We start from the raw sequence: 14,339 nt of genomic DNA, 5'->3' as shown, positions 1-14,339 counted from the left end.
ACCGCACAAAATGTAAAAAGCCGCCCCGTACCGTCCGGAAGGACGGTACGGGGCGGCAGGCCTAGGCTGCGGCAGGGTTACTTGGTGGTAACCTTCAGCAGCTCAGAGCCGGGCTGGACGGCGCCGGTCGCGCCCTCAACCTCAGCGAAGCGGTTGGTGTTGGTGACCAGAACGGGGGTGACCAGGGAGTAGCCGGCGTTCTTGATGATCTCGGGGTCGAAGGTCAGCAGGATATCGCCGGGATTGACGCGCTGGCCCTTTTCAACCTTCACGTCGAAGCCTTCACCGTTTAGGTTGACGGTGTCGATACCTACGTGAATGAGCAGTTCTATACCGTTGTCGAGCTTCAGGCCTACGGCGTGGCCGGAGGGCATGGTGACGGAGACCTTACCAGCGGCGGGGGCTACCACGGTGTTGCCGGTGGGGACGATGGCTGCACCCTTGCCGAGCTTTTCGGCGGCAAAGATGGGGTCGGGGGTCTCAGACAGGGGAACTGCCTGGCCTTCGAGGGGGGATGCCATGGTCAGGACGGTGCCTGCTGCGGGTGCTGCTGCCTCTTCAGCGGCCCAGGGGGTTGCAGCCTGCTTCTCTGCAATGGCAACGGGAGCGGCAGCGGCGGTGGCTGCGACAGCGTCGGTGCGCTTTTCGGCTGCGCCGGGGGTGGTTGCCTCAGCGGCTGACTCACCAATGCTGGTTTCTGCAACGGCTGCGGCCTTGGCGGCAGCTTCAGCCTTCTGATCCTTGGACTCGTAGCCGAAGATCAGTACACCTGCCATAGCGCCGAAGAAGGCGATGGCCAGACCGATCATGTAGAGGAGTGAGGGCTGCATAGCGGGGATAGATAGCAGGGAGGTGAAGGCGAAAGCGTAGGACTTAACACCCAGGGCTGAGATGGTAGCGCCACCGATGATGGCGGGGACCAGGATCAGGGGGAAGACACGCTTGTAGCGTAGGACGATGCCGTAGAGGGAGGGCTCGGAGATACCACCGAGTAGACCCGATGCAGCCGCACCGACAGCGGTCTGGCGCAGTTCCTTGTTGCGGCGAGCCACAATAGCAACACCGGTGACAACGCCGAAGACAGCGAAGTTGTAGGCGCCCATGGGGGACTGGATGAAGTCCACACCGTCGGTCTGCAGGTTGTTAATCATGACGGCGTTCAGGGGCCAGTGCAGACCCAGGGGAACCATGAAGAGGTAGAGACCGGCGATGAGGCCGCCGACCAGCCAGGGGGCGATTTCGTTGACGCCGCCGATGAAGTCAGAGATAGCCAGAGCGAACTTGATGCCGATGGGGCCGATGAGGAAGGCGGTCAGGGGCACCAGGATCATGACGGAGAGCATGGGCACGAAGACCATGTGCAGCATGGTGGGGATGACCTTCTTCAGGAAGCGCTCCAGGGGAGCCAGCAGGGCTGCTGCGAAGAGGGGCGGGAAGATCTGGCCGGTGTAGTTCATGACGTACAGGGGCAGGTCAAGACCCAGGAAGGGGACGCGGACGACGCCGTCTACCGCGATGTCGGCAAAGCCCTGGAAGGTGCCGGTCATGAGGGCCGCGGGGATAGCCGCGCCGACCCACATGTTGGCGCCCAGGCGCTTGGCGGCGGTTGCGCCGATCATGATGGGCATGAACTGCAGGACTGACAGGGAGGCTGCCAGCATGATGAACCAGAAGGGGAAGGCGGCGCGCCACTCGTTGAGCATGGCGGCTGCTGCATCGGCGTCGGCCAGACGGGGGCCGTTGACGATGTCGATGTTAACGACCTGACCGGTGAGGTCGGTGTACTGACCGAAGTAGCCCAGCTGCTGCAGGAAGACGATCAGGGTCAGAATCATGGAGGTGCCCAGCAGCGCCCAGAGGATGGGGCGGAAGGAATCTGAGAGCACGTCGAAGACGCGGGTGAGTACGCCGGCCTTCTTCTCGTCGGTGGCTACTGCACCCTTGGAGGCGTTCTCGCCGACGGAGCCCATGCCGGGCAGCTTGAGCATTTCGTTGTAGACCGATTCGACCTTGTCGCCGAGGACGACCTGGGTCTGGCCGGACTGCTCGATGATGGAGAGCACGCCGGGGATGTTCTCAATCTTGGTGCGGTCTACGGCGCTGTTGGACTTGGGAGTCACGCGCAGGCGGGTGGCGCAGTGGGTAAAGTGCGAGATGTTCTCGGGGCCACCCAGGCCTTCGAGAATCTTTTCGCCCATCTGTGAGTTATTCACGAGTGGAACCTTACTGGTGTGTGCGGACTGCTAGCCGGTTGTTTAAGACGAAAAAGACCCGAGTTGCCTATCGAACCGTGTGCCCTGATACGGGTAGACGGGTGCTCATAAAAGTGGTGTGGGTGCACCGGTGCCCTATGAGCTGATAGCAACTCAGGTCTTGCCTGCTAAACCAGTAACAATCCTGATGATTGACTACATAGAGTGTGGGGTGTTAACCCCGTTCGTGCTCAAGCGTACTCCCTGAGGTTAGCCCTGTGCAAGTACCTGGGGGTGTTTAGCTCGCAACCAGGCGGTGTGCAGGCGCAGGTTGATTTCGATAGCCAGGCAGCCCAGGGCGGCTGATCCTAGAGTGGCTAGTAAGTATGCCCCGGTGGGAATGGTGAACTGGTGGTACCAGAGCGAGGGTGGAAGTAGCAGAACCAGGGCCAGCCCGGCGTACATGGCCGCCACGATAGCCAGGCGGCCGCCGCGCACGGGCCGCACTACGGTGGTGATGTTGTAGATACCCATGAGTACAAGGGCGATGAAGGTGGCGGTCTGAATCTCCGCTGTAGCTACACCGGCGAGAGCGCGCCCGTAGCCGTTGACGAAGACCAGTACCGCTGTGATGATGACGGCTGCCGGTAGGGCATAGTGCAGGGCCCTGCCCAAGAAGCCGCTGACGTAGCGGCGGGTGTTGGGCAGCATGGTCAGGAAGAAGGCAGGACCCCCCACAATGAGCAGGTCGGCGGTGGAGTACTGACGCGGTAGGAAGGGGAACTGCCAGCAGAGCACACCCAGGGTGAGACCCAGCAGGATAGCGAAGGCGGTCTTGGTGAGGAAGAGGTTGGTGACCCGCTCGATATTGGCGATAATCTTCCGCCCCTCGGCGAGCACACCGGGTAGACGGTCAAAACGTCCGTCGAGAAGCACCAGGCGCGATACCGCCTTGGTGGCGGGTGCTGCGTTGCCCATGGCGATACCCAGGTCGGCGTGTTTGAGGGCCAGGGCGTCGTTGATGCCGTCACCGGTCATCGCTACTACGTGCCCGGCCTCGCGCAGACCCAGCACCATGTTCTTCTTCTGTTCGGGGGAGACCCGGCCAAAGACGGCGTGGGTTCGGGCAGCTTCTACCAGCTCAGGGCCAGATTCGGGCAGGGTTGAGGCGTCGACCGCACCGGCTGAGACGTCCATACCGGCGGATGCCGCTGCGGCCGCTACCGTGCGGGGGTTATCGCCAGAGAAGACCTTCAGGTCGATACCCTGGGTTCTGAAGTAGGCCAGGGTTTCGGGAGCCTCGGAGCGTACCTGCTCACGGAAAATCACGAGCACCTGGGGCTCAAGACCGGCAGGAACCCGAGCGGCTACCTTGCCGGAAGGCTCGCGCAGAAAGGCGGGGGCGTGGGCCAGCACCAGCACACGCAGCCCGCTCTCGGCCAGCTCACCGGCCAGGTCGCGGGCAGCAGAGCCCTCGGGCAAAAGCGCCTCGGGGGCACCGAGTAGCCAGGCACCGGTGCCCGTGAACTCAACGCCGCTAAAGCGCAGAGCAGATGAGAAGGGCAGGACGCCGGTGGCAGCCGTAGCGCTAGCACCGGCAGGGGCTGCGGCGTCCGCTGCCTCAGCAAAGGGCTCCTTCAGGGCAGCCGCGGTGGGGTTGGCGTTCTGGTCGGCTCCCAGCCAGCCCAGGGCGGCAGCCCAGCCGTCCTTAACCCGGGAATCGGTGGCGGCGTCCTGATGCCCGGTCTCTGCCCAGAGCACCTGCCCGGTCAGGGAGCGAACCGAATCAAAGCGCACCCCGCCCTCGGTGAGGGTGCCGGTTTTATCGAAGCAGACGGTATCAACGCGGGCCAGTACCTCAACGGCGGGCTGCTCCTGAATCAGCACCTCGGTGCGGGCCAGCTTAACCGATGCTACGGCAAAGGAAATCGTGGTCATCAGGGCCAGACCCTGGGGAATCATGGAGGCCACTGACGAGACAGAGGTAATCAGGGCATCACGCCAGGCACCGGAATCAAGGGCCAGCTGCCAGCCGCCAGCGGCCTGCATCTGCCCGTTCAGCACAATTGCGATAATGGGAACTAGAGCCCAGGTAATCCAGGTGACCACCCGTTCCATACCCGCCCGGAGCTCCGAATGGATGGTGGTGAACTGGCGGGCTTCGGCCGTAATTTTCGCGGCGCGGGAGGTAGCCCCCACCGCCGTCAGCCGTACCTTGCCCGACCCACCAATCACGGATGAAGCCGACAGGACGCCGTCCCCCGGTACCTTGCCGACGGGGTCGTTTTCGCCGGTGAGCAGGGATTCATCAAGGTCCAGGCCATCACTGGTGAGCACCACGGCGTCGGCAGGAACCTGGTCCCCGCGCTTGAGCAGTACAACGTCGTCAAGAACCAGCTCATCGAGGGCAACCGGCACCAGCTTGCCATCGCGCAGGGCGGTGGCGGGGTCGCGGCGCAGCAGGGCAATGCGGTCCAGCTGACGCTTAGCCGAGAACTCCTGGGTGAAGCCGATGACCACGTTGGCAATAGCAGCCAAAAGGAAAAGGGTATCGAGCCAGGAACCCACCAGGATCACCGCTAGCCCGCAGAGCCCCAGCACCAGGTTAAACATGGTGAACAGGTGGGTACGGATAATGGTCGCGGTAGAGCGGGAGGTCGCATTATTCTGCGTATTCACTAACCCTGCAGAGATACGCTCAGCGACCTGCTCGCTGGTGAGCCCACCGGCCTCAAGGACGCTGTCTGGAGGGGTACTCACATTCACGCGGTGGGCAGGCGCGGTGTGAGGCATAGGGGCTCCTTGGGCGTCGGGCTGGTCAGGGTAGTAACCAGTCTAGTGGGAGAAGCCGAGGGTACACGTCCGTCTCAAGGATGAAAACAGCCTCAGTTGCGGGCAGGAAGTACCAGCAGGCGCCCCCTGCCGGGCGTAGGCGCGGGCACGGGTGAGGGTCTGCTCCTGGTGCAGAATATCGAGGGCGGCGGTGGGCTCGTCGAGCAGGAGCAGGGGAGTGTGTGCAGGCTTCTTGGGCAGTGTGCAGGGTTTTCTCTGCACACAGCCCAAGAACCCTGCACAGCGCTAAGACAGAAGGACGTTCCCCGGGCCGGTAACTGCCAAGCTAACCCACCCGACTTATCCACAGGCCTGGCCGCTATATGACCTGTCTGTGAACCAAAAGAGCCTGAGATGTTCACACCCCTTGCAAGAGGTAGACGGGCTCGGTGACACTGCCCTTATGAATGATGTTGCAGAGATTTACCAGCAGGTGCGCTGCCTTAAAGATTTACAAGATATCGGTGTAAGCCCCTCCCTAGCCTCGACTCGTTTTAGATCTGGTGACTACACCAAAATCAAGCAGGGAATCTATGTCGAAACCTCTATATGGAAGCAGTGGAGCACTCGCCAGAGGTGTCTGGCTCACCACGCTGCGCATATCAAAACGGTGCCGAGCGGGGTACTGAGTCACCAGTCGGCTGCGCTTTGGTTAGGAGCTCCCCTTCTGACTCTGCCTCACAAGGTGCATATGAGTTTTGCGTCAGCTTCTGTGCAACACCGCCCTTCAGTAACAGCGCATCGCGGACGCACGGACGTAGTTCGCGAGGCTCGGCTGGTAGTAGGGGCTTCTGTTGCTGCTCCGGGGCACACTCTGCGCGATGTGGCCTTATCCCTACCTCGCGTCGAGGCGCTGGTGATTGGTGATTATTTTCTGCGGCAGGGTGTTATATCTGTAGCGTCGGCGCGTGCGGCCTTGGCTGAGGCGGGTGGAGCTGCACTTGCCGTGGGACAGAGACTGAGCGCTTTAGCAGACTCTCCTGCTGAGACAATCGCGCGCGACCTTATCTATGAGTGGAATCTGCCTCTACCTCAAGAACAGTTCGAGGTATTTACTCACTATGGCCGTGTCTACCGTGCTGATTTTGCTTGGCCTGAGCTGGGGGTCATTCTTGAGGTCGACGGTGAGGTGAAGTATTCGGGCGTCTATGGCCGCGCTGATGATGTGGTTCAGACGGAACATCGGCGGCATCGTGAATTAGAGATGGCTGGCTGGAAGGTGGTGCGTACGCGTTGGAAGGAGCTGATGTCGCACCCTGCTACTCTCCGGCAACGGTTGTGGGAGGCAGGCGTCCGGTGAGCCAGATTGTAGGTGTGCAGGTTTCTTGGGCTGTGTGCAGGGTTTTCTCTGCACACAGCCCAAGAACCCTGCACAGGCTAAGACAGAAGGACGCCGTCACGCACCTGCCTGCCCGAAGGCAGGGGAGGGGCGCGGCGGCGTCCTTACCCAGAGTAGCTAGAGACTAGCTGGGGGCAACCTCGCCGAAGTGGCGGGCCAGGGTGCCCTCGTGGGCTTCGCGCAGCTCGTCCAGGTTGATAGCGACCTCACCCTGAATATCCAGGGCGTTAGAGGCGGCATCGACCACGCCGATACGGGCGAAGGGGTAGTCGCGGGCGGTGCACATGTCCTTGAAGCGAACTTCCTCGGAGCGGGGCACAGATACAACCACGCGGCCCAGGGACTCAGAGAAGAGCAGGGTGAAGAGGTCGATACCGTCGCGCTCAGCAACCTCACCCAGGCCAACGCGGGCACCGACGCCAAAGCGCAGGCAGCCCTCAACCAGGGCGGCAGCCAGGCCACCGGCAGAGACGTCGTGGGCAGCGTCAATCATGCCGTCGCGGCTCATGTTCACCAGCATGTCGCCCAGCAGCTTCTCGGCAGCCAGGTCAACCTTGGGGGGCAGGCCGCCCAGGTGGCCCTTGAAACGGGCCCACTCGGAGCCGTCCAGCTCGTCACGGGTGGTGCCCAGCAGGTAGAGGGCCTGGCCGTCATGCTCAGGTGCCCAGCCGGAGGGGGTGCGGCGGGTGACGTCGTCCATCACTCCCATCATGGCAACCACGGGGGTGGGGTTAATGGCCTTGCCGCCGGTCTGGTTGTAGAGGGAGACGTTACCACCGGTCACGGGTACGCCCAGTTCCATACAGCCGTCGGCGATACCGCGCACGGCCTCAGCGAACTGCCACATGATGTCCGGATCTTCGGGAGAGCCGAAGTTCAGGCAGTCAGAGACAGCCACGGGGCGGGCACCCACGGTAGCCACGTTGCGGTAGGCCTCAGCCAGGGACGCCTTCGCACCCTCATAGGGGTCGAGCTTGGTGAAACGGGGGTTAGAGTCGGTTGCCAAGGCAACGCCCAGGCCGGTCTCTTCGTCCACGCGAATCACGCCGGAGTCATCGGGCATAGACAGAGCGGTGTTGCCCTGAACGTAGCGGTCGTACTGGTTAGTAATCCAGGACTTGGAGCACATGTTGGGGGCAGCCATAAATGCCTTGATAGCCTCGCCCAGCTCAGCGCCGGTGGGGCGGGCGTCGTCCGCGCTAGAACCGGTGAACTTGTCGGCCTGCAGGGCGTCCTGCCACTCGGGGCGGGCGTAAGGACGCTCGTAGGTGGGGCCGTCGTGAGCGACGGTCTTGGGGTCCACATCGACGATAATCTCGCCCTGCCATTCGATGGTCAGGCGGCCGGAGCCGGTAACCTCACCCAGGATGGAGTATTCGACGTCCCACTTCTTCATGATGTCTTCGAAGCGGCTCAGGTTCTCGGGGGTCACCACAGCCATCATGCGCTCCTGGGACTCAGACATGAGAATCTCGCCCGGGGTCAGGGTGGGGTCGCGCAGCAGAACTTTGGTCAGGTCGACGTGCATACCGCCGTCGCCGTTGGAGGCCAGCTCGGAGGTGGCGCAGGAGATGCCTGCGGCGCCGAGGTCCTGAATGCCCTCAACGATGGAGTTCTTGAAGAGCTCCAGGCAGCACTCAATCAGTACCTTCTCAGCGAAGGGGTCGCCCACCTGCACGGCGGGGCGCTTGGAGGGCTTGGTGTCGTCGAAGGACTCTGACGCCAGAACGGAAGCGCCACCAATGCCGTCGCCACCGGTGCGGGCGCCGAAGAGGATCACCTTGTTGCCGGTACCTGAGGCGTTTGCGGTGCGGATGTCCTCGTGGCGCATGATGCCCACAGCCAGGGCGTTGACCAGGGGGTTGGCCTGGTAGCACTCGTCGAACTCGACCTCGCCGCCGATGTTGGGCAGGCCCAGGGAGTTGCCGTAGCCGCCAACACCGGACACAACGCCGGGCAGGACGCGGGCGGTGTCGGGGTGGTCGATGGCACCGAAACGTAGGGGGTCCATGACGGCCACGGGGCGGGCACCCATTGAGATAATGTCACGCACGATACCGCCCACGCCGGTCGCTGCACCCTGGTAGGGCTCAACGTAGGAGGGGTGGTTGTGGGACTCAATCTTGAAGGTCACGGCCCAGCCGTTGCCAATGTTGGTCACGCCGGCGTTCTCGCCGATGCCGACCATGAGGTCCTTCTTCATCTCGTCGGTGACCTTGGCACCGAACTGCTTGAGGTGCACCTTGGAAGACTTGTAGGAGCAGTGCTCTGACCACATGACCGAGTACATAGCCAGCTCGGCTGCGGTGGGGCGGCGGCCGAGAATCTTCTTGATGTCCTCGAACTCGTTCTCTTTTAGACCCAGCTCAGCCCAGGGTAGCTCGGCTTCGGGGGTGGCAGCGGCGTGCTCAACGGTGTCGAGATTAAACTTCTTGTCGCTCAAAATTCTTATTCCTTATGCGAGGCGTTTAGGCCGAAACCAGCTGATTGAGTACGGAGGTGAAGACGCCCAGGCCGTCCGTGCCGCCGCGCAGACCCACGGTGCCAAAACCTGAGGACGAGGGGCCGAAGCCGGGCTCAACGGCGTGCTCGGGGTGGGGCATGAGGCCCACGACGTTACCGCGCTCGTTGGCGATACCGGCGATGTCGTTGCGGGAGCCGTTGGGGTTAACGTCCACGTAGCGGAACACCACGCGTCCTTCAGCCTCAAGAGCCTCAAGGGTCTTGGCATCGGCGACGTACTGGCCGTCCTGGTTCTTGAGGGGTACCACGATGTTCTGGCCCGCTTCGAAGTCGCCGGTCCAGGCAGTCTGGTTGGTCTCAACGCGCAGGGTCTGATCGCGGCAGATGAACTTGCGGTGATCGTTCTTGATCATGGAGCCGGGCAGCAGGTGGGTTTCGGTCAGAATCTGGAAACCGTTGCAGATGCCGAGTACCGGCAGGGGAGCGGAACCCGAGGTACCAGCGGCGCTAGCTGCCTCAACGACTTTGCTCATGACCGGGGCCTTGGCGGCAATAGCGCCTGCGCGCAGGTAATCACCATACGAAAAACCGCCGGGCACAATCACAGCGTCTACATCGTGTAGAGCTACTTCATCGTGCCACAGCGGTACGGGGGTTCCACCAGCTAGGCGGACGGCGCGGGAGGCATCGCGGTCGTCCAGGGTGCCGGGGAAGGTGATGACACCAACGCGTACATCAGCCAGGGCGGCGTCGGGAGTGTTCTGAGAGAAGTCGCCCACCAGGGGAACTTCGGTTGCTGCGAGGGATTCTGCCACGTCTTTTAGTCCTCCAGAGCTTCGACGTTGACGACGTCTTCAATCACGGGGTTAGACAGCAGCTCTTCAGCTGCCCGGCGGGCCTGCGCGAGCAGTTCTTCGGTGACTTCACCATCAACGGTCAGTTCAAAACGCTTACCCTGACGAACATCGGTGAAGTTGTTCAGACCGATACGGGGAAGCTCGTGAGCGATAGCCTTGCCCTGGGGGTCGAGGATTTCGGGCTTGAGCATAACGTCAACAACAATACGGGCCATGAATGGGCACTCCTTGGGTGCTGGAATCTAATTAGAGCCAGGTCTCATTTTACACGGGGCTGGAGTGTCGAGGGGCACATTGGGGCAGGTGGGGTGCGGTGCTCGCAACTTCTACTGCGCGGTGGCTGTGGCGAGGTTTTTGGCGACGGTAAGGTTAGCTATCGCCAGGTCGCGGTTGGTGCGTGCAAGCGCTAGGGCTGAGACCACGAGGGCGACCAAAATTTTTGCCTGATTTTTTGCTTCTTGCATCGTGAGATGAGGAAAGGTTGCTCCGATTCCGTGGGTGAATGCTTGTTCAAGTTCACCGTGGTATTTGGTGATAGCTTCACGTACTGCGGGATCCTGCCCGATGGGTGCGTTGGCCGCTGCAATGAGGAGGCAGCCGGGGTGCTCCGGGGTTGTTTCGAGAGCATTTGTGATGGTTTCAAAGTAAGTCTGTAGCGCTGTGGGTGCTGCGTCTTGAGCGGTAATTCTTGCCAGTAGTGGCCTGACTATCGTATTGAGATAGTTCTCGATGACTAGGTCAAAGAGTTCTTTTTTGGAGCCGAAAGTGTGGTAGAGGCTGGAGCGCCGTAGCTCGGTTGCCTGTTCCAGGTCGGGGATTGAGGTTGCCTCGTAGCCCCGGTCCCAAAAGATGCCGCGGGCTGCCCTGACGGCGTCCGCTCGGTCGAAGGTTGCTGTGCGCCCCATGGTGTGCCTCGTTTCATAGCTAGTAAAATTGTGTACTGACCATTCTAGTATATATTGGAATAAGCGTTACAAAAACCTATGAAAGGGTATCCCCTTGACCATCGCCGGTATCATCGCCCTACTGCTCGCCGTCGCCCTGCACGTTTTTATCTTCTACCTCGAATCCTTCGCCTGGACCACCCGAGCCCTGCCAGTCTTCGGCATGAGCCGTGAATCAGCCGAACAGACCAAGGAAATGGCCTACAACCAGGGCTTCTACAACCTCTTCCTGGCAATCATCGCCGCTGCCGGTGCCCTGGCCCACTTCGCCGGTGCCCCCGCCGTGGGTCTGGCCCTCATGCTCGCCGGTACCGGGTCAATGCTGGCCGCCGCAGCCGTCCTCTTCATCACCTCACCCGACAAGCGCTCCGCCGCCATCAAGCAGGGTGCCTTCCCGCTGCTCGCCGTCCTTCTGCTTGCTCTGGGCGCAACCCTTTAACAAACGCCCTCGACAGGCGTAGAACTGGTTAAACAGCTTTCGAAAGGAAAAATCATGACCCAAGCACGTGAAATCCGCCTTGCCTCCCGCCCCAGCGGCTGGCCCACCTCCGACAACTTCGAATTTGCCACCGTTACCCTGCCTGAGCTCACCGATGGCCAGGTACGCGTTAAAAACGAGTTCATCTCGGTTGACCCCTATATGCGCGGGCGCATGAACGACACCAAGAGCTATGTAGCCCCCTACGGCCTGGGGGAACGCATCACCGGCGGTGCCGTCCTCGCTCTACCTGGGCATGCTGGGCATGACGGCAATGACCACCTACGCAGGCCTGACCCGCATCGCCCACCTGAAAGAAGGCGACGTTGTGTTCGTCTCTGGCGCAGCGGGCGCCGTGGGCACCGCCGTCGGGCAGATCGCACGCCTACTCGGCGCCTCCCGTGTTGTCGGCAGCGCTGGCTCGGCTGAGAAGGTTGAGCTGCTGACCAGCAAATACGGCTACGACGCCGCCCTCAATTACAAGGACGCCCCCGTGCGGCAGACCCTGCCCGAGCTAGTTCCAGATGGCGTAGACGTCTACTTCGACAACGTCGGCGGCGACCACCTCGAAGCCGCTCTCGACGTGATGAACCGCGGCGGCCGACTGGCGCTCTGCGGCGCGATCTCGGCCTACAACACCAACGAGACCACCCCCGGCCCCGACAACATGACCAACATGGTCAAGCAGGGCCTGACCATGCAGGGCTTCACCCTGGGGGAGTACCTGGACGTCGCCCCCGAGTTCCGCGAAAAGATGGGCCGCTGGTTTGCCGACGGCAAGATCGCCTATGACGAGACCGTCTACGAGGGGCTCGACTCCACCATCGAAGCCTTCATCGCCATGATGCAGGGTGCTAACACCGGCAAGATGGTGGTCAAGCTCTAGCTGTTGCCCCTAGACGCACTCGATAGCATCGAGCAACCTCTGCCGCAGGGCGACTGACCGGTCGGCGAAGAGTCTTTGCTGGCGCACGTACTCGGCTTTACCTTCGGGGGTTTCAATGGCAACCGGCTCATAACCCCAGTCCTCTAGGTCGTAGGGGGCTGCTTTCATGTCGAGTTCGCGCACGTCCCAGGCCAGTTCGAAGCAGTCCATGACCAGGTGCGAGGGTACCAGGGGTAGGAGCTTATAGGCCCACTTGTAGATATCCATGTTGGCGTGCAGGCAGGCTGGCTGCTCTAGGTTGCGCTGTTGCTCACGCGTGGGTTGTAGCTCGTTCATGGGTACCGCCTGGGGCATGAAGAACCGGAAGGCATCGAAGTGGGAGCACCTAATTTTATGGCTCTCAACCACCCGATCGGTGCCCTCTGCCCCCAGGCGCAGTTCTAGGTAGTCGTGGCGGATATTATTCTCCACCGACTTGTAGGCCATAGCCCACTCGTGTAGACCAAAACAGCCAAAGAAACCGGGCTTGGCCGCGGTTTTGCCCAGGATAATCCGCGCAAAATCAATGGCTGAGGCGCGGTCCTCAGCAAACTTTTCGGTATCGACAAGGACGCTGGTGCCCGCCTGCGCCGCCGTGGCGGCTTCGGCAGGTGGTAGGCCTGCCTCTTCCAATTCTTGCTGGGTAGCGGCCCGGTAGAACTTCCAGTCTGCCCGCTCACCGGCGTCCTGCAGAATGACCCCCGCACCGGGGTGCCAGCGCATAAACTGCCCGGGTTTTAGGGTGTAGTAGGTGAAGAGGAAGTCTTCAACGGGGTGGGCTTGGCCGCGCTCGCGGCGGCGTGCGAAGGGCAGGGCGTAGCGGCCGGAGCGTTCTTCATGGGCGCGCGCTAGTGTACGCCAATCGTCCGGGGCAAGGAGGGTGAGGGGCATGGGGTCTATTCTAGTGGGCAAAAGCCGAGCCCCGGGCCAGCAGCCTGATGCTGCCAGCCCGGGGCCCGAGCGTCCTCGCGGACAAACCTAGTTCACAACCTAGCGGCCGGTACCACCGTAAACGGTAGCCTCACCTTCGGTATCAAGGTCAAAAGCTGAGTGCACAGCGCGCACAGCTTCATCTAGATTCTCAATATCGGTGATAACCGAAATGCGGATCTCAGAGGTAGAAATCATCTCAATGTTGATGCCGGCGGTGCTCAGCGCATCAAAGAACTTGAATGATACACCGGGGTTGGACTTCATACCCGCACCCACCAGCGACAGCTTACCGATGGACTCGTTGTACTGGACCTCTTCAAAGCCCAGCTCAGCCTTCTTAGCTTCAAGCGCAGCCAGAGCGGCAGCGCCCTGGTCCTGGGGCAGAGTGAAAGAGATGTCGGTGACGTCGGGGCGGTCGGTTGAGACGTTCTGAACAATCATGTCGAGGTTCACGTTGGTCTCATTGAGAATACCGAACACCTTGGCCGCGGAACCGGGCACGTCGGGTACACCAATAACGGTGACCTTAGCCTGGCTACGGTCGTGGGCGACGCCCGAGACGAGGGGCTGTTCCAAGGGGATCTCCTTCAAATTAGTAGTCATACCCTCATTGTCGGGGATAACGAGAGTGCCTTCAAGCTGTGAGAACGAAGAGCGAACATGCAGCTTCAGGTTGAAACGGCGCGCGTACTCTACCGAACGCAGGTGCAGAATCTTGGCGCCGTTAGCGGCCATCTCAAGCATTTCCTCGCTCGTGACGGTATCGAGCTTATGGGCGGACGGCACGATACGCGGGTCAGCGGTGAACACACCGTCAACGTCTGAGTAGATCTCACAGACATCAGCATTTAGGGCTGCCGCCAGGGCAACCGCGGTGGTGTCTGAGCCGCCACGGCCCAGGGTGGTGATGTCGCGGGTCTGGCGGTTCATGCCCTGGAAGCCCGCGACAATGGCGACGTAGCCTTCATCAAGGGCGGTGCGAATACGCTCGGGGTTGACCTCAACCAGGCGGGCAGAACCGTGCACACCGTCGGTAATCATGCCGGCCTGGGAGCCGGTGAAGGACTGGGCACGGCCGCCCATGTTGTTGATAGCCAGGGCCAGGACGGACATAGAAATTCGTTCGCCGGCGCTCAGCAGCATATCGAGTTCACGCGAGGGGCCGGCGTTGGGGGTTACTTCAGCCGCAAGGTCGAGCAGTTCATCGGTGGTGTCGCCCATTGCTGAGACCACCACGACGACCTCGTTGCCAGCCTTCTGCGTGTCCACAATGCGGCGAGCTACACGCTTAATACCCTCGGCGTCAGAAACCGAGGACCCACCGAACTTTTGGACAATCAGGCTCATTGAAACTTCTCCAGTATAAAGGTGTTGAA

Annotated in this window: 10 protein-coding genes and 2 pseudogenes; 3 read left to right on the top strand and 9 right to left on the bottom strand. The window is 61.5% G+C overall.

Going from position 1 to position 14,339, the window contains the following annotated elements; genetic code table 11:
- Positions 1-77: 77 nt before the first annotated feature.
- The 3 genes and pseudogenes from HWU94_RS09965 to HWU94_RS09955 all read right to left on the bottom strand — a co-directional run.
- Positions 78-2,213 carry a glucose PTS transporter subunit IIA gene (locus tag HWU94_RS09965; protein WP_185173585.1) on the bottom strand — a complete coding sequence of 712 codons (2,136 nt, stop codon included), beginning with the start codon at positions 2,211-2,213 and terminating at the stop codon, positions 78-80.
- Positions 2,214-2,462: 249 nt separating this feature from the next.
- Positions 2,463-4,985, bottom strand: coding sequence for an HAD-IC family P-type ATPase (locus HWU94_RS09960; RefSeq protein ID WP_185173584.1), 2,523 nt, complete (start codon positions 4,983-4,985; stop codon positions 2,463-2,465).
- A gap of 120 nt (positions 4,986-5,105) precedes the next feature.
- Positions 5,106-5,204 (bottom strand): annotated as a pseudogene (locus HWU94_RS09955) (hemin ABC transporter ATP-binding protein); the annotation flags it as partial.
- A 223-nt stretch (positions 5,205-5,427) separates the two neighbouring features.
- Here HWU94_RS09955 and HWU94_RS09950 point away from each other — a divergent pair.
- Positions 5,428-6,324 (top strand): hypothetical protein, encoded by an 897-nt coding sequence (locus tag HWU94_RS09950; RefSeq protein WP_185173583.1) that lies wholly within the window; start codon positions 5,428-5,430, stop codon positions 6,322-6,324.
- A 163-nt stretch (positions 6,325-6,487) separates the two neighbouring features.
- Here the strand turns inward: HWU94_RS09950 and purL are convergent, their stop codons facing one another.
- From purL to HWU94_RS09930, 4 genes are all read right to left on the bottom strand, one after another.
- A complete protein-coding gene (gene purL, locus HWU94_RS09945; RefSeq protein ID WP_185173582.1) occupies positions 6,488-8,806 on the bottom strand; it encodes a phosphoribosylformylglycinamidine synthase subunit PurL in 2,319 nt (772 codons plus the stop codon).
- A 25-nt stretch (positions 8,807-8,831) separates the two neighbouring features.
- Positions 8,832-9,641 (bottom strand): phosphoribosylformylglycinamidine synthase subunit PurQ, encoded by an 810-nt coding sequence (gene purQ / locus HWU94_RS09940; protein WP_185173581.1) that lies wholly within the window; start codon positions 9,639-9,641, stop codon positions 8,832-8,834.
- A 5-nt stretch (positions 9,642-9,646) separates the two neighbouring features.
- Positions 9,647-9,898 (bottom strand): phosphoribosylformylglycinamidine synthase subunit PurS, encoded by a 252-nt coding sequence (gene purS / locus HWU94_RS09935; protein WP_185173580.1) that lies wholly within the window; start codon positions 9,896-9,898, stop codon positions 9,647-9,649.
- Positions 9,899-10,009: 111 nt separating this feature from the next.
- Positions 10,010-10,588, bottom strand: a complete 579-nt coding sequence (locus HWU94_RS09930) for a TetR/AcrR family transcriptional regulator (protein ID WP_185173579.1) — start codon at positions 10,586-10,588, stop codon at positions 10,010-10,012.
- Between the two features lie 94 nt (positions 10,589-10,682).
- Here HWU94_RS09930 and HWU94_RS09925 point away from each other — a divergent pair, with 94 nt between their 5' ends.
- Both HWU94_RS09925 and HWU94_RS09920 read left to right on the top strand, forming a co-directional pair.
- Positions 10,683-11,066, top strand: coding sequence for a DUF1304 domain-containing protein (locus HWU94_RS09925; protein WP_185173578.1), 384 nt, complete (start codon positions 10,683-10,685; stop codon positions 11,064-11,066).
- Positions 11,067-11,120: 54 nt separating this feature from the next.
- Positions 11,121-11,991: pseudogene (locus tag HWU94_RS09920) on the top strand (NADP-dependent oxidoreductase).
- Between the two features lie 9 nt (positions 11,992-12,000).
- Here the strand turns inward: HWU94_RS09920 and HWU94_RS09915 are convergent.
- Together HWU94_RS09915 and HWU94_RS09910 are read right to left on the bottom strand one after the other, a co-directional pair.
- A complete protein-coding gene (locus HWU94_RS09915; protein ID WP_185173577.1) occupies positions 12,001-12,921 on the bottom strand; it encodes a 3-methyladenine DNA glycosylase in 921 nt (306 codons plus the stop codon).
- A 99-nt stretch (positions 12,922-13,020) separates the two neighbouring features.
- Positions 13,021-14,310, bottom strand: coding sequence for an aspartate kinase (locus HWU94_RS09910; RefSeq protein WP_185173576.1), 1,290 nt, complete (start codon positions 14,308-14,310; stop codon positions 13,021-13,023).
- Positions 14,311-14,339: the final 29 nt, after the last annotated feature.

The sequence above is a fragment of the Rothia nasimurium genome (assembly GCF_014217215.1).
Lineage (GTDB): Bacteria > Actinomycetota > Actinomycetes > Actinomycetales > Micrococcaceae > Rothia > Rothia avistercoris.
Note: the sequence above shows the minus strand (reverse complement) of the source record. Positions and strands in the feature narration are given on the sequence as shown.

Excerpts from the sequence above, each read along its gene's own strand:
- purS (WP_185173580.1), bottom strand. The coding sequence starts at position 9,898 with ATGGCCCGTATTGTTGTTGACGTTATGCTCAAGCCCGAAATCCTCGAC.
- HWU94_RS09930 (WP_185173579.1), bottom strand. The coding sequence starts at position 10,588 with ATGGGGCGCACAGCAACCTTCGACCGAGCGGACGCCGTCAGGGCAGCC.
- HWU94_RS09950 (WP_185173583.1), top strand. The coding sequence starts at position 5,428 with ATGAATGATGTTGCAGAGATTTACCAGCAGGTGCGCTGCCTTAAAGAT.
- HWU94_RS09960 (WP_185173584.1), bottom strand. The coding sequence starts at position 4,985 with ATGCCTCACACCGCGCCTGCCCACCGCGTGAATGTGAGTACCCCTCCA.
- HWU94_RS09910 (WP_185173576.1), bottom strand. The coding sequence starts at position 14,310 with ATGAGCCTGATTGTCCAAAAGTTCGGTGGGTCCTCGGTTTCTGACGCC.
- HWU94_RS09915 (WP_185173577.1), bottom strand. The coding sequence starts at position 12,921 with ATGCCCCTCACCCTCCTTGCCCCGGACGATTGGCGTACACTAGCGCGC.